Raw genomic sequence first — 18751 nt, 5'->3', positions numbered from 1 at the left:
GCACGAGCAGACCAGACTCGGAAGCCTCCGGACAAACGGGGGAAGCTCAGATCCCGCAGAAAGCTGACCAGGAGCGTCACCGCAAGGCCAAAGGACGTGCAGGTGGACGACCACCCGCCTTCGACGAACAGGTCTACCAGCAACGCCACGCCGTGGAATGCGCCATCAACCGGCTCAAACGCCACCGCGCGGTCGCCACCAGATACGACAAGCTCGCCGTCCGCTACGAAGCCACAGTCATGGTCGCAGCAATCAACGAATGGCTACGACTTTGAGACACGCCCTAGCCGCATCCACCGTTCATCAGACACACCCCCCGGGGGGGGTGTCCTCGCTCAACTTCTCGCGCCTTGAGGCGACTCGTTCACCGTTTCGGTCGTCCAGCTTCAGGCGTGTGTGGAGGCGTAGATCTCGTCCTCGCAGTCGAGGCCGCGAGCGAGCAGGTCGCGGTGGTGCGCGATCTTGTCCTGGATCACCTCCCGGGCGGTGTTGAGTTCTTCGATGCGGGTGCGGATTGCGGTCTCGTGGCGTTCGAGGATCGCCATGCGCGGTCGGTGTGCGTGGATGCCGACGTCCATCTGGACGAAGTCACGGACCTCGGCCACGCTCATGCCCGTTCGGCGCAGGGCGTGCACGAGGCGGATGAAACGCACCAACGACGGCGTGTACCGGCGGCGGCCATCGGAGGACCGGCCCGGTGCGGGGATGACGCCCTGCCGCTCGTACCAGCGCAGTGCGTCGACGCTCAGACCCGTCTGCTCTGACACGGCCCGGATACCGACCGACTCAACGTCTGCAACGCTCATGTACCAAGACTGGCACGCCGGTCGTGCTCATGGTCGTGCATGTCCAGCGCGAACCGGTAGCGAACGTCGTTGCGGCGCAGCCGGTCCAAAGCGTTGTTGACCTGATGCGCGGGCAGGACCTCGACGGTGGCGGTGATGCCGTGTTCGCCGCAGAAGTCCAGCATGTCCTGCGTTCCGGTCGTTCCGCCGCTACCCGCTGACGCGAGGCTCTTGCGACCGATGAGCAGGCTCAACGGATCGAATTCGAGCGAACCGGTCATGCCGAGGCAGCAGAGGGTGCCGTCCATGCGCACCGCGCGCAGGTACGGGCTGAGGTCGTGCGCGGCGGATGCGGTGTCCAGGATCAGGTCGAACCGGTTCGCCTGGGCGGCCATCCGGTCGGCGTCGCCGGAGACGATCACGTCGTCGGCGCCGAGCTCACGGGCATCGTCGGTCTTGGCAGCCGAGGTCGTGAACACCGCGACCTCGGCCCCGAGGGCATGTGCCAGCTTCACGGCGAGGTGCCCCAGGCCGCCCAGACCAACGACACCGACCGCGCTGCTGCTGTCGACCGACCACCGGCGCAGCGGCTCCCACACGGTGACGCCCGCACACATCAGCGGCGCCACACCGGCCAAGTCGAGCGAGCCGGGTACCCGGTAGGCGAACTTCTCCGCCACCACGTACTCGGCGCTGTAGCCGCCCTGGGTCTGCGTCCGGTCATGACGGTCGGCACCGCCGTAGGTGAGAGTGGGGAACCGCGCGCAGTAGTTCTCCTGTCCCGCCGAGCATGCCTCGCACACGCCGCAGGAGTCGACGATGTTGCCGACAGCCACCCTGTCACCGGCGGCGAACCGGGTGACCGCCGCCCCGGTCGCCACCACCTCGCCGACGAACTCGTGCCCCGGAACGAGAGGGAAGACCCGCCGGTCACCGTGGTCGATCGCGTCCAGGTCCGAGTGGCACACCCCGCAGTAGAGGATCCGGACGGCCACATCATCGTCGCGTAGGTCCCGGCGATGGAAGTTCCACCGGCGCAAGGGAGCTCCTGGGCTCCCCGCCGCATATCCAGTCGTCTCACGCATGGCGCGACGCTATGCGTTGGAGTCCACTCCAGCGCAAGTCGCCGAACCGCCCGGCCTGCCAGGAACGCCTTCCAGTAGCAGGTACGCAGAGAACCGCACGTCGCACTCATCGCATCGATATCACCGCTGCTCACCGGCGCGGCGGCGTGCTCGCTGCCACTCCCGGTGGGCGTGCTCCGGGCCCGGGTGGGCATAGCGCTGGAAGCGGCGAGGTCGTGGTGCCTAGATCCGGCCATGCCCAGCGGCATGCTCACGCCGTCCTCCAGGGCGTAGGTGATTCCGGAGTGCCGGAGGTCGGACAGCGTCGATCCGGTGGTCTGAGGGCCTGCTCGCCGCCTTGCCTTCGACCTCGAACTAGTTCGTCTGCGCGGGCATAGCCTCGTGAGTGGTCATGCCGGGCCGTAGCCGGCATGACCACTCACGAACCGGGCGGCTACGGAGTCTCCCCTTCGGCCTGGTCCTTGCGGGGGCGGCCCCGGCGAGGAGGCTTGCCCGCCCCGCTGGGCAGCCGACCCGCTTCGGCCAGCGCTTTGCGCAGCAGGAACTCGACCTGCGCGTTGGTGCTGCGCAGCTCGTCGTCGGCCCACCTGGTCAGGGCGTCGTGGATCGCCGGGTCCAGGCGGAGCAGGAAGCTTTTTCGCGACGCCATCGGAGTCAGTGGTACAGCGAACCCGCGTTGACCACCGGCTGGGTCGCCCGGTCACCGCAGAGCACCACCAGCAGATTGCTGATCATGGCCGCCTTGCGCTCCTCGTCCAGCTCGACCACACCCTGCTCGTCGAGCCGCTGCAGGGCCAAATCGACCATGCCGACCGCCCCTTCGACGATGCGCTGCCGAGCGGCCACCACCGCGTTGGCCTGCTGCCGCTGCAACATCGCCTGCGCGATCTCGGGCGCATAGGCCAGATGCGTCAGCCGGGACTCGACCACGGTGACCCCGGCCGCCTGCACGCGCGCTGCGATCTCGGCGGACAGCCTGCCCGTGATCTCGTCGGCGTTCTCCCGCAACGACAACCCCTCTTCCCCGTGGCTGTCGTACGGATAGCTGGTCGCGATGTGGCGCACCGCGGTCTCGGTCTGCGTCTCCACGAACGTGATGAAGCTGTCCACTTCGAAACACGCCTGCGCGGTGTCGGCGACCTGCCACACCACGACCGCGGCGATCTCGATCGGATTGCCGTCGGCGTCGTTGACCTTCATCACCGCGGTCTCGTGGTTGCGGATCCGGGTGGAGATCTTGCGCTTGGTCGCCAGCGGGTTCACCCAGTGCAGTCCGGCCGGCCGCAGCGTGCCGGTGTAGCGCCCCAGGAACTGCAGTACCCGGGCCTCCCCCGGTGACACCGCCACCAATCCGAAACCCAGCACGACACCGGCGACGACCGCCACGACACCGGCCAGCACCGAGACACCGGACTCGGCCGCCAAGCCCGCGAACACCGCCACCACGCCGACGATCACCAGGACCAGGCCCAGCGCGAGCATGAGCAGCCCCGGGCCCCTCGTCGCCGGGCGCTCGCGCACGCCCGGTTCAGGCATCGCGACCGGCACCTCCGCGGCGATCCGCTCCTGATCAGCATGCAACATCTCGGCCCCTCTCTCGCTGCTGCACTGACGCCGTGAACATAGCATAGTGATATCACTTTTTTCCCCAGACTTGAGCCGCACACCACCCACCTGGCCCCAGCCCCACCGCGATCACGACATCGATGACACTGGAGGCACGCCGGTGCTGTTCGGGGGCAGCGTGGGCACCGACGACTCGCCGGCTCCGCGGCACGCTTGCATGTGCGGGTCGACGGCGCCGGCACGGAGCTCCGACTTTGGTCGGGCGATTCGCGCCCGTCGGCTGATCCGGCCGACCGGGTGGCCCTCCTAGCTTCCGTTCCATGCCCGGATCAACTCGACAGACCGGTGTGACGGCCGAACCTCCACCGGACACCGCACCCACCCAGCCCCGCCCGATCCCCCGTCCGGGAACCAGGTCGGGACGAGCCGCGCGCCGATGCGCCCCGGCGCTCGCCGCCGCACTGGTTCTGACCGGATGCGCCGGCGAACCGACGGCGTCGCCAGGCCCCCCGCTCGCGAACGCCGCGCGGACCGCATCGGCGCCGACTCCCGTCCCGATCGCCTGGAGCGAGTGCGGACCCAACCTGGACTGCGCCACCGTCTGGGTGCCGCTGGAGTACACCGAGCCCGACGGCAAGCGGATCCCACTCGCGGTGAAACGCCACCGCGCCACCGATCCGGCACAGCGCATCGGCAGCCTGTTCATCAACCCGGGCGGGCCGGGGGTGCCGGCCACCGACACGATCGAATCCATCGACCCCAGCAGCGACGCCGGCCCGTACTCGCCCGCCCTGCTGGCCCGTTTCGACATCATCGGCATGGACCCGCGCGGCGTCGGTGACTCCGGCGCCGTCCGCTGCCTCACCGATGAGCAGCGCGCCGACGTCGCGGCCGCCGACCTCGACCCGACCGTCCCCGGTGGGAAGCCGCTACCGGCGCTGCTCGCCGACGCCACCACCTTCACCGGCGGCTGCCTGGCGCACCAGAGCCCGGAGTTCCTGGCGAGCCTGTCCACCGACAACGTCGCCCGCGACATGGACCAGCTCCGCGCCGCGCTCGGCGAGGAGCAGATCACCTACTACGGCGCCTCCTACGGCACGGTGGTCGGCCCCATGTACGCCACGCTGTTCCCGGACCGCGTCCGCCAGATGGTGATCGACGCCCCCGTCGACACCAACCTCTGGCAAACCGACCCGCTCAAGCTCCTCGACGACGTCTCCCGCTCCAACGAGCAGACGCTCGACGCTTGGTTCGAGACCTGCCGCACCGAAGGTCCGCAGGTGTGCCCGTTCGGCAACGGAGACCCAGAAGCCGCGTTCGACGCCCTGATCACCCAGTTGGAGGCACAGCCGCTGCAGGTCCCACCCGTCGAGGGCCTCACGCCGGGCGGCACGCTCGACGGTGCCGTGGCGCTCGAAGCCGTCCGCGCCGGCGCGGGCGTCCAGCAGCTCTGGCCCACGCTCACCGCGGGTCTGCTGGCCGCACAGCAGGGCGACGGCAGGCTCCTCCACTTCCTGGTATCGAACGTCACGGTCGCGCCCTTCGGCGGTCCCTACGCCATTCTTCAAGAGCCCCACACCGCAGTGCGCTGCGCCGACTGGCCGACGCCGACCGACATCGCCGCGCACACGGCCGCCGCTACCGAGATCGCCGAACGCGACAAGCGGTTGGCAAGCCGGGCCGGCTACAGCGCGCTCAACTGCGCCCTGTGGCCCGCGCCGAACGAGGACCGCTTCACCGGGCCGCTCACCGGCGCCGGCGCCCCGCCGATCCTGGTGGTCGGTGGTCGCGTGGACAACGTGTCCCCGTACCACTGGGCCGAGGCCATGGTCGAGACCATGGACAACGGCGTCCTGCTGACCCGAGAGGGCGTCGGCCACACCTCCTACCGGCGTAGCGGTCCGTGCATCGACGCCGCGGTGGACGCCACGCTGATCAACGGGGACCTACCCGCCGACGGCACCGTCTGCGACGTGTCCCCCGGCACCACCAAGCCTCCCGGGACGAACGGGAAATAGCTCACCGCGGCCGGTCTCGCCGACCACGCAGCCGCACGACCGCGGTGCCCCTGGAGTGATCCGGGGGCACCGTGCCGTGTCCGGCAGAAAGTGGCCCTCCGCTGATCGCTCGGCGACGCTGCCAGCCGTTATCCACAGCCCCGTCCGACGCCCGCTGCTGGCCTACAGCGGCCAACTACTCGCGGAGCTTGCGCGATGTGCGGAGCAAGGCCGTCCGGCCGGGGCCGTCAACCGCCTTCGGTGGAGCCGGGCGCGGTCAGGACCGGGATGTCCGGATGATCGCGCAGCGCCCCGACCACCGCGTCCACCGCCGCGCGCGGAGCCGTCCCCCTGCGCACCACGATCGTGACGTTGCGGTGCACAGGCGTGGTGAGCTCGCGCGTCACCAGTGCGCGGCTGGGTGCGACGGCCAGCGCGGGCAGCAACGCGACCGACCGCCTGGCCGCGACGTGGTCGAGCAGTAGCAGGTAGTTGCTGAACCGGCAGGCCACGCGGGGTTCGAAGCCGGACTCCCGGCACAGCCGCTGGGTCAGCTCGGCCATGTACGAGCCCGACCGGTCGCACGCCCAGGTCTCGTTCGCACACGCGGCGAGGTCCACGACCCGGTGCCGCGCGAGCGGATGGTCCGACGGGAGGACCAGCACCACCGGGTCGGTGCCCAGCGGGATGATCTCGAGGTCGCGGTCCCACGGGAACTTGACGTAGTCGGTGGTGGTGACGATGACGTCCAGCTCGCCGGTGCGCATCGCGGGGCTGCTCTCGTGCGGCTCGGACTCGACCAGCTCGACGTTCAGGTGCGGGTGCGACTCCGCCAGCCGGGTGGTGGCCGGGACCGCGAGAGTGTGGATCGCGCTCTGGAAGACCCCGAGCCGGACGGTGCCGATCGGCTCGTCGTTCATGGCGCGCAGCTCGGCTTCGGCCTCGGCCATGCGGTCCAGGATCTCGCGGCCCCGGCGGGCGAGCACGATTCCGGCCCGGGTCAGCCGCACCCGGCGCCCGGACCGTTCCAGCAGTCGGCTGCGGGTCTCCTTCTCGAGCACGGCGAGCTGCTGGGACACCGTCGACGGGCTCAGATGCAGCGTCTCGGCCACCGCTCGGACGGTGCCGAGGGTGTCGAGCAGGCCGAGCAGGCGCAGGCGCCACGGGTTGAGCATGGGCCCCATTGTGCGGTTCCGTCGAACAGGATCGTCGAAACCGTGTGATGGACGCACAGCGAGACCCGTTCGTAGCGTCGAAGCCATGCTGGACGACACCGCACGCACCGCCCACGAACGTCACCTGGTCCGCTACTCGGGCCGCGGAGCCTTCAGCCCCGAGATCATCGACCACGCCGCGGGCAGCTCGGTGGTCACCGAGGACGGTCGCGAACTGCTCGACTTCACCTCGGGCCAGATGAGCGCCATCCTCGGCCACGCGCACCCGGAGATCGTCGCGACCGTTCGCGAGCAGGTCGGCCGACTCGACCACCTCTACAGCGGAATGCTGAGCCGCCCGGTCCTCGATCTCGCCCAGCGGCTCGCGGGAACGCTGCCGGAGCCCCTGGACAAGGCCATGTTCCTGACCACGGGAGCGGAGGCGAACGAAGCCGCGTTGCGGATGGCCAAGATGGTCACCGGTGGGCACGAGGTCGTCTCCTTCGCCCGGTCCTGGCACGGCATGACCCAGGCCGCCGCGAACGCCACCTACAGCACCGGGCGGGCCGGGTACGGTCCCGCCGCCCCCGGCAACTTCGCGCTGCCGGTTCCCGACCGCTTCCGCCCCGACATCGTCGACGCCGACGGGAACCTCGACTGGCGCCGTCAGCTCGACCTCGGCTTCGACCTGATCGACGCCCAGTCGGTCGGCAGCCTCGCGGCCTGCCTCGTCGAGCCGATCCTGAGTTCCGGAGGCGTCGTCGACCTCCCGCCCGGTTACCTGGCCGCGCTGCGGGACAAGTGCCACGAGCGCGGCATGCTGCTGATCCTGGACGAGGCCCAGACCGGGCTGTGCCGCACCGGTGACTGGTACGCGTTCGAACGCGACGGCGTCGTCCCCGATATCCTCACCCTGTCCAAGACCCTCGGCGCCGGGCTGCCCCTCGCTGCCGTGCTGACCAGCGCCGAGATCGAGCAGCAGGCCCACGACCGCGGGTTCCTGTTCTTCACCACGCACGTCAACGACCCGCTGCCGGCCGCGGTCGGCAACACCGTCCTGGACGTGCTGATCCGCGACCGCCTCGACCTGCGCGCCCGCGAGCTCGGCGGCCGGCTGCGCGGCGGGCTCGACGAGCTCGCCGGGAAGCACCCGATGATCGGCGACGTCCGGGGGCGCGGCCTGCTGGTCGGACTGGAGCTGGTCAACGGGCCCAGCGGCGAGGACGCCGACAAACTCGGCGCCGCCGTCACCCACCGCTGCGCCGAGCTCGGGCTGCACATGAACATCGTGCAACTGCCCGGCATGGGCGGGACGTTCCGCATCGCCCCACCACTGACCACCACCGATGCCGAGATCGACCGCGGCTTGGCGATCCTCGACACCGCCCTGACCGACGTGACGGGCCTACACCGAAACACCCGCCGCGGGGCTGCGTAGAGCGTCTCTGCCGAATAGGTCGTGCGCGGTGCGGGACGCTTGACCGGTGCCCCGCACCGCTGACCGACACCCACCAGCGCAGCTGTGCTGCGAACGGGAAGCTCCGCCGGCGCCGTGGATGAGCACGTTCCGCCGATGTTCGCTCCCTGTCAGAGCATGCCGGGCAGGACGAGCAAGCCCCATGCCAGAAATGGTCCTGCGCCGACAATTCCGCCCGTGAAAACCAGGATCTGCTTGTAGAAGCGGTTCCGGTCGACGCCGCGGGCGTTGCTGAGCACCAGTGCACCGTTGGTCGAGAACGGCGAGGTGTCGACGATCGTGGTCGAGATCGCCAGCGCGGCCACCAGCCCGACAGCGCTGAGGTGGCTGCCCAGCAGCAGGGGTACCGCGATCGGGATGATCGCGGTCAGGATCGCGGTGGAAGAGGCGAACGCCGAGGTCACCGCGACGGCGAAGCACAGCAGCAGGGCGACGAGCAGCGGCGCGCCCATTCCCGCGGCGCCGTGCGAGATCTTGTCGATGGTGCCCGCCTTCTCCAGAATCCCGACGTAGGTCACCATGCCCGCGACGAGCAGGATGGTGGACCAGCTGATGCCCTCGGTCGCCTTGGCCTGGTTCTTCATGTCCAGCAAGGTCAGCACCGCACCAGCGGCAAGCGCGAGGAAACCGATCTCCAGGTGGAAGACGAGCGCCCCCACCACGAGGCCGACCAGGGCGACCAGCGTGAGCCCCTGCCGCCATGTGATCTTCGAACCCGCCGTGCCTGCCTCGTCGACATCCGCCGGCTCGGGCCGCGACGCGGGGTTCCTCCGGCGCAGCAGGAGGAAGGTCAGCACCGACAGCAGGAGGTTGAAGCCGAAGCTGGCCAGGAACAGCGCGTACGGCGCGACGTGCAGCGAGGTGTGGTCGAGCATGCCCAGCACCAGCGCGCCGGAGACCGCGATCGGTGAGAAAGCCCCGGCGTGCGCGCCGCTGATCACCATCATGCCGATCATGAGCTGGTTGATCCGGAACCGGTAGGCGAAGTTCATCCCGATCGGCGCCAGCAGCGCGACCGCGGCCGGAGTGAACGTCCCGAACGCGGTGAGGACCGCGGCGATGCCGAACAGCACCCACGGAATCAGCGCCACCCTGCCGCGCACGAGTTTGACGCCGCCCTGCACCAGCAGCTCGATCGTTCCGTTGCGGCGGGCTACCGAGAACAGGTAGGTGACGCCGACGATGGTCACGAACAGCTCGACGGGAAAACCTTCGAAGATTTCGTCTTCGCTGAGCCCGAGCGAGGCGGTCCCGACGATGAAGGAGGCGATGAAGGCCAGGATCCCGATGTTGATGGGCATCACGGTGGCCACGACGAACATGACGCCGAGCGCCACGATGGAGATCATTTCCGCAGACATCATTGTCCTTGCATGTGAAAGAGTAGGAGGAGGTTAGACCGCAACCGGCTCGGGAACCAAGATGTCGGCCCGGCAGAGGATGCGGGCCGCACGGCGGATGGTGATCCACCGCGGCCCGGCGGGGGCCGGTTCACCGCTGGTGACGGTGACGACACCGGCTGGAGTCCCGATTCGCAGCTCGGCCGCTCCGGGGGCGGCCGAGGCGCCGTGCACGACGGATCCAGCGAGCAGGTTCGCGACCGCGACACCGACCGCGGAGGTCAACCCGATGGCCGGGTGCGGTGAGTTCATGGACAGCATCCGCACCGCCACGTCGTAGTCCTCGGCATCGACCTCATCGCCCAGCCACGTCCGGTAGGACGCCGGGCTTCCCACGATGCCGACTTTCGGTACCGCGTCGTCCGGGGCATCGCCGCGTGCGGTCAGCCCCATGCAGTGGGCGGCTCGGTGCCGGAACGGGCGCAGCACGTCGACCAGGCCGCCGACCGCGTCGAGACCTTCGGTTCCTGTTCGGCCGAGGGACGCGGCGTCGAGCAGGACCATGGGTGCGCCGGCGTCGAGCATGCTGGCGCGGGCCGTGATTCCCGCGGCCTCCAGCTCCTCGACGACGTGGCCCGTGGGCGAAGTCGACCCGGTCACGCCTCCGCAGGGATCCAGGAACTTCAGCCCGACCGCCACTCCCCCGGCCCGGGTTCCGGGCACGGTCTGAGTGCCGAACTCGTGCACACGACCGCCGGTGGTGTCGACCTCGGCCTCCAGCACCGCACCCGTGTTGATGTTGCGCATGGCAACCCGCGTCAAATCCCCTGCAACAGCAACCAGGCCAGTCGACACCGACCACAACGCGATCGCAGTAGCACAATTGCCACAGTTGCTTCCCCACTCCACACGGCCGATCCCGATGCCGACCTGTCCGAAGAGGTAGTCGACATCCACGCCGGGCACGGCGGAAGGGCGGATGACGGCGGCTTTCGACGTCGTCGGCGTAGCGCCGCCCACGCCGTCGAGCTGCACCGGGTCGGCAGCTCCGTAGGCGTTGACCAGCAGCGCCTCCAGATCGTCCACAGTTCCGGGTAGATCGGATTCGGCGAACAACCAACACTTGCTGGTGCCGCCGCGGACCAACGTTGCGGGAATGTGCACGGAACCTTCTTCCATCTCCGAGCGAACCGATGGCGAGTACCTTGACAAGGCAGAGGGTTCAGTACAATGTTCCAATTCTTATAGTCGGTTTAGCGCTACTAACACCTCGGGGTGAGGCCGGATGCTCGACGTGCGCAGAGTGCTCCTTCTCGTGGAAGCATCCGACCGCGGATCACTCACCGCAGCGGCGGAGGCACTGGGGATCACACCCTCGGCCGCCTCGCAGCAGATGTCCCGGCTGGAGTCCGAAGTCGGTCAGCCGCTGCTGCACCGGCTACCGCGGGGCGTCCAACTCACCGACGCAGGCAGAGCACTCGCGGAACGTGGACACGCCATCCGGCGCGAGCTGCGCGGCGCGCAGGCAGACCTGGAGTCGTTGGCGCAGCTCGACAGGGGGACCCTCCGGCTGGGATCGTTCCCGACAGCCAGTGCCTCACTGCTTCCGCTCGCGCTGACGCGGTTCTCCCGCAAGCACCCGGCGATGCACACCACCGTGCGATCGGCGTTGCTCGCCGAACTGCTCGAACTGCTGCACACAGGCGAGATCGAACTGGCGTTGCTGTGGGACTACGAGTGGAACCGGGTCGACGACGACTCCATGGAGATCGAGCACCTGCTCGACGACCCGACGGTCCTGGTCGTCCCGGCGAACTCGGAGCTGGTGGACGAGCCGGAGATCAGCCTGGCCGACCTCGCAGGGCAGGAGTGGATCATCCGGGCCGACAACCACCCGGTCGCCGAGGTTCTGCGGCGCAGTTGCCGGCTCGCCGGGTTCGAGCCCGGTATCTCCTACGAATCGCACGACTACCAGGAGGCGCAGGCGATGGTGGCCGCCGGGCTGGGAATCGCGATCGCACCCCGGCTGGCACTGACCAACCGCCGCCACGACGTCCGGCTGGTGAACTTCGCCACCGACGTCCCAGCCCCGACCCGGCGAATCCTGTTGGCACGCATGGCAAACCGGACCCCGACACCGGCCGCGGCAACGATGGCCGAGATCGTCCAGGCAGCCGCGGCGAAATTCGCCGACTCCAACCTCCACCGCACGCAGCTGGGCACGGTCAGACGAACCTAGTCCTCCAATGGACTTCGGTTTGTCGTTCAACAGCAGCGGTCGCCCGGAATCACGCTGCCTGTCAGCTCCTCGGTGTGGTTTTTCTGGGACATCGCACCGGAGCTGTCGACCAGATCCTTCGGCGAGACACCCATGCGGGAGAGCAGCAGGCGCGCAGCCTCGATCTCGGCCTGCTCTGGTGGTCGGCCACTCACGGCTGATCAACCCGGGCCAGGGAGTGCGCGTGAGAGGCCGGCACCGCACCCAGCGCCCGCATCGGGTGGGCCACGACCACGTCCTGTGCGGGGTCGGCGGCCAGCAGAAGCCGGTCCCCCGCCACTCCCACCCGGGTGCGCACCGGGTCCGGGAACCGGAATTTACCAACAATTGTGGCCGCCGCGCACTTGTGCCGCACGACTCCGCGAAGCATCACCCAAATGCTTGTTTTCACGGCACTGCCGGGCCCACTCGTCTCTAGCAGTACTGGTCAGTCCCTCACGGCCGCCCTGTTCGGCCCCGTCGTGGCGCACCCGGTCACGGATCGTCTGCGCTGAGGGCTCGAACTCACGGGCCAGCATGTCCTGACGGCTGCTCAGTCGTCGACGAGCACCGGGCTGCCGGTGAGCTTCACGCCCGCCTTGCGCATGTCCTCCACGGCCGCGTCAGTGCTCTTCGCGGCGACGGCCGCGGTCAGGTCGAGCAGGACCTGCACCGCGAAGCCCTCGCGGACCGCGTCCAGGGCCGTGGCGCGCACGCAGTGGTCGGTGGCGATGCCGACGACGTCCACCTGGCCGACGTCGTGCTCGCAGCCAGTCGGCCAGTGAACGCCCGGCCTCGTTGACGCCGAGGAACCCGCTGTAGGCGGCTGCGTGGTGGCCCTTGTAGAAGACCTCGTCGACCGCGCCCGATGCGACGACCGGCTCGAAGTTCGGGTGGAACTCGCTGCCTTCGCTCCCCTGTACGCAGTGGGAAGGCCAGGAGTGCACGAAGTCCGGGCGCTCCGAGAAGTGACCGCCCGGGTCGATGTGGTGGTCGCGCGTGGCGACGACGAAGCTGTAGCCCGTCTGCCCGTTCACGAAGTCGGCGATGGCAGCAGCCACGTCCGCGCCGCCGGACACGGGAACGCTGCCGCCCTCGCAGAAGTCGATCTGCACGTCGATGACGATCAAAGCTCGGTTCAAGGGGTAACCGCCTTTTCGATTGAGGACTGGTCCGCACTGGGACGCGGGTGACGGGCCCGCCCACGATGCGAGGACGGGGCACACTCGAGCCACGGCGAACGAAGCCTACAACGACAACTACACAACGTACTGGGTCAGATGCACAAAGTAGTCACATCGGTACTTGTCGGTTTCGAGGTCGGTCAGCACCCGTCTCACCGTTGACCTCGATCTCCGCATCGGCGGCGATGCCCGCACGCCCAATGCGGCAGCGCCCAGCAGCGTGGTCGGCGGCACCGGCGTGACCCCGAGCTTCCCGGCCGCCCGAGCGACCCCTCCAGGAACAGGCAACTTGCCGGGGTCTGGTCGACCCCGGCGAATTTCCGCAGACCGACGCTCACCGGCAGGTTTCAACCGCGACCGGGTCGAGGCTGGCCTCGACGCCGGGCAGCTCGCATGGGATGCCGATGGGTCACGGCCGACGAAGGTGACTTCGCCGCTCAGGTCGAGCACCTCAACATCGGATCCGCCCTGGAAAAGATCTGACGCGTGCGGACTCCTGTTTCAGGCGGCTGGCGCCTGCGCGGGTACGGGGGCGGGCTCGGGCTCGGATGCTCCCCGCTGTCGGGCCAGAACCGCGCAGACGACGAGCTGGAGCAGGTGGTAGAGCATGACGGGGAGCACGACGAGGCCCACGGTCGCACCGGGGAAGAGCACGCTGGCGATGGGAAGGCCGCTGGCCAGGCTCTTGACCGATCCGCAGAAGACGATGGCGTTCTCGTCCCGGCGGGAGAAACCGAGGAGCCGGGACGCCGCGGTGATGACGGCCAGCGCGGTGGCCAGCAGGAGCGCGATCACGCCGAACAGCGTGCCCAGCTGCACGAGACCGACCTGGTTCCAGATCCCGGTGACCACGCTCGTGCTGAACGCGACGTAGACGACCAGCAGGATCGAGCCCCGGTCGAAGTAGCCGAGCACCCGGAGGTGCCGCTCGATCCAGTCGCCGATCCAGCGGCGGGCGAGGTGACCGACGACGAACGGGAGCAGCAGTTGCAGTACGAGGTTCAGGACGGACGAAGGCGCGATCCCGCCGCCGCTACCGCCCATCAGCCATGCCACCAACAGCGGCGTGAGGGCGATCCCGGCCATGTTGGACAGTGACGCCGAGCAGATGGCGGCGGCCACGTTGCCCCGCGCGGTCGCGGTGAACGCGATCGAGGACTGCACAGTGGACGGAAGTGTGGACAGGAACAGCACCCCCGCGTAGACCGGCGGTGCCAGCACCGCGGGAACGAGCACGCTCGCGCCCAAGCCCAGCAGCGGGAACAGGGCGAAGGTGCTCAGCGAGACGACCAGGTGCAGGCGCCAGTGCTTCAACCCGTCCACGACTGTCTTCGAGGAAAGCCTTGCACCGTAGAGGAAGAACAACGCCGCGATGGCGAGGTCGGTGACGGCGTTCGCGGCCCCTGCCGCCGCGCCGCGCACCGGGAGCAGCGCGGCGACGAGAACGGTGACCAGCAGGGCGACGACGTAAGGGTCGGGCCGGGGACGGCGGGGCAGCCTGATGCGGAACATTCGCGCTTCCTAGCTCGTGAGTACCTGCCCCGAGTCTCGACGCACCCGCTGTTGTTGTGAACCACGATTTCCGCACTGACGGCTATCACGGATTGCGATAACGTCTGGACCGTGTTCCCTCCTGCCCTGCTCAGGACGTTTCTCGCGGTCGCCCAGACCCGCAGCTTCACCCAGGCCTCGCAGCGGCTCGGTGTGCGCCAATCCACAGTGAGCCAGCACGTGCGCAAGCTCGAACAACTCACGTCGAGACCGCTTTTCACGCGCGACACCCATTCCGTGGCGCTCACACCCGACGGTGAGGCGATGGTGGGCTTCGCGCGCAGCATCCTGGAGGCGAACGAACGCGCCGCCAGCTACTTCGCCGGTTCCCAGCTGCGGGGTCGCTTGCGCAACCTGTCGGCGAGCAGGTGTGCGATGGGCCAGTCCCGTAGTCAGAGGTGCGGAATCCGTGAAGCAGACCCCTTTTCCCCATCCCCCTCTCGCGTGCGTTCCCGAAAATCCCCGCCGGATGCACACCAGCGCGTTGGCCTGGATCGACTCCAGTCTAGGCGGCACCGGCCACGCCCTCGACCCACCACAGCGGGATGGCCACCGGCCAGTGGCCACTGCTGCCCCGCCCGCCTGGTCCTCGGCGACCCCATCAGCAGATTGGGCCCGACACCGAGCCTGACCAGCGACGATCCCGCCGCATATGTGCGGTAGTCCGGTGTCCCGGAGCCGACCCGCACGCCCCCCCACGGCAGCATCGAGCCACTGACGCGGGCCGATTCGGCGCTCAGAGAGTTCGGTGGCCCAGGGCCGCGGAGATCCGCTGGGCGCTGCGGCTGACCACTTTGACCAGGCCGCGCATCCGGGCCGCGGGCATGTACGGACGGGTGGCCGAGACGCTGATCGCGCCCACCAGGGTTCCGGCGGCGTCGCGGATCGGGGCGGCCACGCAGCGGATGCCCGGCTCGTTGTCCTCGACGTCCATCGCCACCTGCGACTTCACGTACTCGCGCATCCGGGCGGTGAAAGCCTCGAGGTCGTCGTCGGGGGCGAGGTCGGGCTCCACCGCGGCCTCGGCCTGGTAGAGCTGCTCCCACTCCTGCGGCGAGTCCAGCAGCAGGGCCATGCCGACGCCGGTGCGGGTGAGGGGCATCCGGTGCCCGATCCGCGAGCGCATCTCCGCACCTCGGGAGCCGGGGAGCTTGTCGAGGTAGAGCACCGATGAGCCGTCGCGCACCGCGAGGTGGACGGTGTCCTGCAACTGCTCCGAGAGCTCCTCGAGGACGGGGCGGGCCACCACCGGCAGCGGATTGCCGTGCAACGCCTGGAAACCGAGTTCGATGAGCGTCGGGCCGAGCACGTAGCCGTCCCGCCCGGACCGCAGGTACCCCTCGCGCACCAGCAGCTGCACCAGCCGGTGCGCCGTGCTGCGGCCCAGGCCGGTCCGCTCGACGAGGGCGCGCAGATCGGCGGCGCCGTCGGCGACGGCGCGAACCACCGCGAGGCCTCTGGCCAGCGTCTGGGTACCCGGAGGAGCGGCGGAATCCTCGGTGACCATGCCGCGAATCCTACATATAGGGACCGTGTTCGCATTATCGGGAAGCATCTCGCACAGTTCCGCCCATGACCGACGCCCGCCGCACACCTAGCCTGATCGCGCTCGACTGGGGAACCTCCGCTCAGCGCGCGTGGCTGCTCGACCGCGCCGGCGGGATCATCGACGTCCGCCGTCCCGACCAGGGCCTGCTCGCCACCACGGCGGGCATCGACGTCCGCGACGGCCGCGCGCGCGAACTCGCCTACGAGGCGGCGTTCTGGTCGGCCTGCGGCGACTGGGTCACCGCGCACCCGCACCTGCCGGTGATCGCCTGCGGCATGGTCGGCAGCGCGCAGGGCTGGGCCGACGCCGGCTACCGCACCGTCCCCACCGACCTGCGTTTCGGCGCCGACGCGCTCGTTCGGGTGCGCCACCGCCGAGGCGTCGCCCACCTCGTGCCCGGCCTGCGGGTCCCGTCCGCCGACGGCGTGCCCGGCGACGTGATCCGCGGCGAGGAAACCCAGATCATCGGCGCGCTCGAAGCGCTGGGCGACCCCACCGGTGCGGTCACCCTGGTCCTGCCCGGCACGCACGGCAAGTGGGTGCGGGTCGACGACGGCAAGGCGGTCTCGTTCGCCACGGCGATGTCCGGCGAGCTGTTCGGCCTGCTGACCGGCGACGGAATCCTCGCCCGCACGACCGCCGAACCGCGCCGCGACGACGAGGCGTTCGCCCGCGGCCTGACCGCCGGGCGCTCGCGCGGCCTGGCGGCCGAGCTCTTCGGCGCCCGCCCGCTCGTGCTCGACGGCCTCCTCTCCCCGGCATCGGTGCCCGACTACGTCTCCGGCGTGCTCATCGCCGACGAGGTCGCCCACCTGCTGCCGACCACCGGCCGGGACCGGGTGCTGCTGTGCGGCACCGAGGACCTGTGCCGCCGCTACGAGCGGGCGCTGGCCGCGCACGGCGTCGTCCCGACCGTGCTGACCGAGGACGTCGCGGCACGCGGGCTCTGGCGGATCGCGCGCTCGACCGGACTCCACCACCCCGAAGCACAGGAGCGGCAATGGCAGTGAACGGCACCGGACTGGTCGCGATCCTGCGCGGCGTCACGCCGGACGAGGTGCTCGCCGTCGGCGAGGCGCTCGCCGAGGCCGGCGTCGACGCCATCGAGGTCCCGCTGAACTCACCGGACCCGTTCGCCTCGGTCGAGCGGCTGGCCGCGTCCCTGGGCGAGCGCTGCGCGGTGGGCGTCGGCACCGTGGTCGACGCCGCCGACGTGCCGCGCGCCCGCGACGCCGGCGCGCGGATCGTCGTCGCGCCCAACACCGATCCCGCGATCATCGCCGCGGCGGTGGAGGCCGGCATGCGGCCCTACCCCGGAGTGGCGACGCCGACCGAGGCGTTCGCCGCCGTCGCGGCCGGGGCGCGGCACCTGAAGTTGTTCCCCGCCGACGCGGTGGGGAACGCCGGGATGAAGTCCTGGCGGGCGGTCCTGCCGCCGGACGTCGAACTGCTGCCGGTCGGCGGGGTCGACGAGACCAACCTCGCCGCGTGGGCGGCGGCCGGGGCGGGCGGGGCCGGGCTCGGCTCCGCGCTCTACCGGCCCGGGGACACCCCCGAACAGGTCGGCGCCCGGGCCGTCGCGATGCGGCGCGCCTGGGCCGGTGCCACCGGCTGAGCCGGCACCGACAGCACCAGAAGAAGGAAACGCACCAATGAAGATCACGTCAATGACGACATATCAGGTGCCGCCGCGCTGGCTGTTCCTGAAGATCGAGACCGATGAAGGCGTCGTCGGGTGGGGTGAGCCCGTCCTGGAGGGGCGCGCCGACGCGGTGGCCGCCACCGTCGACGAGCTCTCCGACTACCTCGTCGGCCAGGACCCGTCCCGGATCGAGGACCTCTGGACGGTGCTCTACCGCGGCGGTTTCTACCGCGGCGGCGGCATCCACATGAGCGCGCTCGCCGGAATCGACCAGGCGCTGTGGGACATCCGGGGCAAGGCGCTCGGGGTGCCGGTGCACGACCTGCTCGGCGGCCGGGTGCGCGACCGGGTCAAGGTCTACTCCTGGATCGGCGGCGACCGCCCGGCCGAGACCGCGCGGGCCGCCCGCGCCGTGGTCGACCGCGGCTTCACCGCGGTCAAGATGAACGGCACCGAGGAGCTGCAGTACCTCGACACCTGGGCCAAGGTCGACCAGTGCGTGGCCAACGTCGCCGCGGTGCGCGAGGCCGTCGGGCCCGACATCGGCATCGGCGTGGACTTCCACGGCCGCGTGCACCGGCCGATGGCCAAGGTGCTGCTGCGCGAGCTGGAGCCCTACCGGCTGATGTTCGTCGAGGAGCCGGTGCTCTCCGAGCACCTGGACGGCTTCGCCGACGTGCTGCGGAGCTCGCCGATCCCGATCGCGCTGGGTGAGCGGCTGTACTCGCGGTGGGACTTCAAGTCGGTGCTGGCTTCGGGTGCGGTGGACATCGTCCAGCCCGACCCGTCGCACTGCGGCGGGATCACCGAGGCCCGCAAGATCGCGCACATGGCCGAGGCCTACGACGTGGCGCTGGCGCTGCACTGCCCGCTCGGGCCGATCGCGCTGGCCGCCTGCCTGCAGATCGACGCGGGCTGCCACAACGCCACGATCCAGGAGCAGAGCCTGGGCATCCACTACAACACCTCCAACGACCTGCTCGACTACCTCGTCGACCCGGCCGTGTTCACCTACGACGCCGGGCAGGTCGCGATCCCGACCGGGCCGGGCCTGGGCATCGAGATCAACGAGGAGTACGTCGCCGAGCGCGCTGCCGAAGGGCACCGCTGGCGCAACCCGGTCTGGCGGCACGCCGACGGTTCCGTGGCGGAGTGGTGAGCGCG

General features: G+C 69.9%; 17 protein-coding genes and 1 pseudogene. 7 read left to right on the top strand and 11 right to left on the bottom strand.

Going from position 1 to position 18751, the window contains the following annotated elements; all coding sequences use genetic code 11:
- Nucleotides 1–386 precede the first annotated feature (386 nt).
- From SACE_RS12910 to SACE_RS12895, 4 genes are all read right to left on the bottom strand, one after another.
- Nucleotides 387–806 (bottom strand): MerR family transcriptional regulator, encoded by a 420-nt coding sequence (locus SACE_RS12910; protein WP_031334260.1) that lies wholly within the window; start codon nt 804–806, stop codon nt 387–389.
- Nucleotides 803–1780 carry an NAD(P)-dependent alcohol dehydrogenase gene (locus tag SACE_RS12905; protein ID WP_009948578.1) on the bottom strand — a complete coding sequence of 326 codons (978 nt, stop codon included), beginning with the start codon at nt 1778–1780 and terminating at the stop codon, nt 803–805. The genes SACE_RS12910 and SACE_RS12905 overlap by 4 nt, the downstream gene beginning before the upstream one ends.
- Before the next feature lie 523 nt (nt 1781–2303).
- Nucleotides 2304–2519, bottom strand: a complete 216-nt coding sequence (locus tag SACE_RS12900) for a type II toxin-antitoxin system antitoxin (protein WP_009948579.1) — start codon at nt 2517–2519, stop codon at nt 2304–2306.
- Between the two features lie 5 nt (nt 2520–2524).
- Nucleotides 2525–3454, bottom strand: coding sequence for an SPFH domain-containing protein (locus tag SACE_RS12895; RefSeq protein ID WP_009948580.1), 930 nt, complete (start codon nt 3452–3454; stop codon nt 2525–2527).
- A gap of 587 nt (nt 3455–4041) precedes the next feature.
- On the opposite strand from SACE_RS12895, the gene SACE_RS12890 reads away from it, so the two are divergent.
- Nucleotides 4042–5454: an alpha/beta hydrolase gene (locus SACE_RS12890; RefSeq protein WP_011873776.1), complete on the top strand. Its 1413-nt coding sequence runs from the start codon at nt 4042–4044 to the stop codon at nt 5452–5454.
- Nucleotides 5455–5681: 227 nt separating this feature from the next.
- Here the strand turns inward: SACE_RS12890 and SACE_RS12885 are convergent, their stop codons facing one another.
- The gene (locus SACE_RS12885) at nt 5682–6608 is read right to left on the bottom strand and encodes a LysR family transcriptional regulator (protein WP_011873775.1); all 927 of its coding nucleotides are present in this window, start codon (nt 6606–6608) and stop codon (nt 5682–5684) included.
- 85 nt (nt 6609–6693) lie between these two features.
- Between SACE_RS12885 and SACE_RS12880 the strand changes: the two genes are divergently transcribed.
- On the top strand, nt 6694–8025 hold the full coding sequence (locus tag SACE_RS12880) for an aspartate aminotransferase family protein (protein ID WP_009948584.1): 1332 nt from the start codon (nt 6694–6696) through the stop codon (nt 8023–8025).
- A gap of 149 nt (nt 8026–8174) precedes the next feature.
- Here SACE_RS12880 and SACE_RS12875 read toward each other — a convergent pair whose 3' ends face one another.
- Nucleotides 8175–9413: an SLC13 family permease gene (locus SACE_RS12875; protein ID WP_009948585.1), complete on the bottom strand. Its 1239-nt coding sequence runs from the start codon at nt 9411–9413 to the stop codon at nt 8175–8177.
- A 45-nt stretch (nt 9414–9458) separates the two neighbouring features.
- Nucleotides 9459–10583 (bottom strand): PrpF domain-containing protein, encoded by a 1125-nt coding sequence (locus SACE_RS12870; protein ID WP_037303324.1) that lies wholly within the window; start codon nt 10581–10583, stop codon nt 9459–9461.
- A 106-nt stretch (nt 10584–10689) separates the two neighbouring features.
- Between SACE_RS12870 and SACE_RS12865 the strand changes: the two genes are divergently transcribed.
- Nucleotides 10690–11643 carry a LysR family transcriptional regulator gene (locus SACE_RS12865; RefSeq protein ID WP_009948587.1) on the top strand — a complete coding sequence of 318 codons (954 nt, stop codon included), beginning with the start codon at nt 10690–10692 and terminating at the stop codon, nt 11641–11643.
- Nucleotides 11644–11669: 26 nt separating this feature from the next.
- On the opposite strand, the gene SACE_RS37580 is transcribed toward SACE_RS12865, so the two are convergent.
- From SACE_RS37580 to SACE_RS12850, 3 genes and pseudogenes are all read right to left on the bottom strand, one after another.
- Complete coding sequence (locus tag SACE_RS37580) at nt 11670–11837, bottom strand: hypothetical protein (RefSeq protein WP_009948588.1); 168 nt, start codon at nt 11835–11837, stop codon at nt 11670–11672.
- A gap of 377 nt (nt 11838–12214) precedes the next feature.
- Nucleotides 12215–12803: pseudogene (locus SACE_RS12855) on the bottom strand (isochorismatase family protein).
- A gap of 543 nt (nt 12804–13346) precedes the next feature.
- On the bottom strand, nt 13347–14357 hold the full coding sequence (locus SACE_RS12850) for a bile acid:sodium symporter family protein (RefSeq protein WP_009948590.1): 1011 nt from the start codon (nt 14355–14357) through the stop codon (nt 13347–13349).
- 111 nt (nt 14358–14468) lie between these two features.
- Between SACE_RS12850 and SACE_RS36380 the strand changes: the two genes are divergently transcribed.
- Nucleotides 14469–15059 carry a LysR family transcriptional regulator gene (locus tag SACE_RS36380; protein ID WP_081468358.1) on the top strand — a complete coding sequence of 197 codons (591 nt, stop codon included), beginning with the start codon at nt 14469–14471 and terminating at the stop codon, nt 15057–15059.
- 73 nt (nt 15060–15132) lie between these two features.
- Here SACE_RS36380 and SACE_RS12845 read toward each other — a convergent pair whose 3' ends face one another.
- Nucleotides 15133–15903, bottom strand: coding sequence for an IclR family transcriptional regulator (locus SACE_RS12845; protein ID WP_009948592.1), 771 nt, complete (start codon nt 15901–15903; stop codon nt 15133–15135).
- Between the two features lie 65 nt (nt 15904–15968).
- Between SACE_RS12845 and SACE_RS12840 the strand changes: the two genes are divergently transcribed.
- From SACE_RS12840 to dgoD, 3 genes are read left to right on the top strand one after another with little or no spacing between them, the layout of a single operon-like run.
- Complete coding sequence (locus SACE_RS12840; RefSeq protein WP_011873770.1) at nt 15969–16955, top strand: 2-dehydro-3-deoxygalactonokinase; 987 nt, start codon at nt 15969–15971, stop codon at nt 16953–16955.
- Complete coding sequence (locus tag SACE_RS12835; protein ID WP_011873769.1) at nt 16946–17560, top strand: 2-dehydro-3-deoxy-6-phosphogalactonate aldolase; 615 nt, start codon at nt 16946–16948, stop codon at nt 17558–17560. The genes SACE_RS12840 and SACE_RS12835 overlap by 10 nt, the downstream gene beginning before the upstream one ends.
- Before the next feature lie 37 nt (nt 17561–17597).
- Nucleotides 17598–18746, top strand: coding sequence for a galactonate dehydratase (gene dgoD, locus SACE_RS12830; RefSeq protein WP_009948595.1), 1149 nt, complete (start codon nt 17598–17600; stop codon nt 18744–18746).
- Nucleotides 18747–18751: the final 5 nt, after the last annotated feature.

The sequence above is a fragment of the Saccharopolyspora erythraea NRRL 2338 genome (genome assembly GCF_000062885.1).
Lineage (GTDB): Bacteria > Actinomycetota > Actinomycetes > Mycobacteriales > Pseudonocardiaceae > Saccharopolyspora_D > Saccharopolyspora_D erythraea.
This window is presented reverse-complemented; position numbering and strand designations above follow the sequence as displayed.

Excerpts from the sequence above, each read along its gene's own strand:
- SACE_RS12910 (WP_031334260.1), bottom strand. The coding sequence starts at position 806 with ATGAGCGTTGCAGACGTTGAGTCGGTCGGTATCCGGGCCGTGTCAGAG.
- SACE_RS12900 (WP_009948579.1), bottom strand. The coding sequence starts at position 2,519 with ATGGCGTCGCGAAAAAGCTTCCTGCTCCGCCTGGACCCGGCGATCCAC.
- SACE_RS12895 (WP_009948580.1), bottom strand. The coding sequence starts at position 3,454 with ATGTTGCATGCTGATCAGGAGCGGATCGCCGCGGAGGTGCCGGTCGCG.
- SACE_RS12885 (WP_011873775.1), bottom strand. The coding sequence starts at position 6,608 with ATGCTCAACCCGTGGCGCCTGCGCCTGCTCGGCCTGCTCGACACCCTC.
- SACE_RS12880 (WP_009948584.1), top strand. The coding sequence starts at position 6,694 with ATGCTGGACGACACCGCACGCACCGCCCACGAACGTCACCTGGTCCGC.
- SACE_RS12875 (WP_009948585.1), bottom strand. The coding sequence starts at position 9,413 with ATGATCTCCATCGTGGCGCTCGGCGTCATGTTCGTCGTGGCCACCGTG.
- SACE_RS12870 (WP_037303324.1), bottom strand. The coding sequence starts at position 10,583 with ATGGAAGAAGGTTCCGTGCACATTCCCGCAACGTTGGTCCGCGGCGGC.
- SACE_RS12865 (WP_009948587.1), top strand. The coding sequence starts at position 10,690 with ATGCTCGACGTGCGCAGAGTGCTCCTTCTCGTGGAAGCATCCGACCGC.
- SACE_RS12850 (WP_009948590.1), bottom strand. The coding sequence starts at position 14,357 with ATGTTCCGCATCAGGCTGCCCCGCCGTCCCCGGCCCGACCCTTACGTC.
- SACE_RS12845 (WP_009948592.1), bottom strand. The coding sequence starts at position 15,903 with ATGGTCACCGAGGATTCCGCCGCTCCTCCGGGTACCCAGACGCTGGCC.
- SACE_RS12840 (WP_011873770.1), top strand. The coding sequence starts at position 15,969 with ATGACCGACGCCCGCCGCACACCTAGCCTGATCGCGCTCGACTGGGGA.
- SACE_RS12835 (WP_011873769.1), top strand. The coding sequence starts at position 16,946 with ATGGCAGTGAACGGCACCGGACTGGTCGCGATCCTGCGCGGCGTCACG.
- dgoD (WP_009948595.1), top strand. The coding sequence starts at position 17,598 with ATGAAGATCACGTCAATGACGACATATCAGGTGCCGCCGCGCTGGCTG.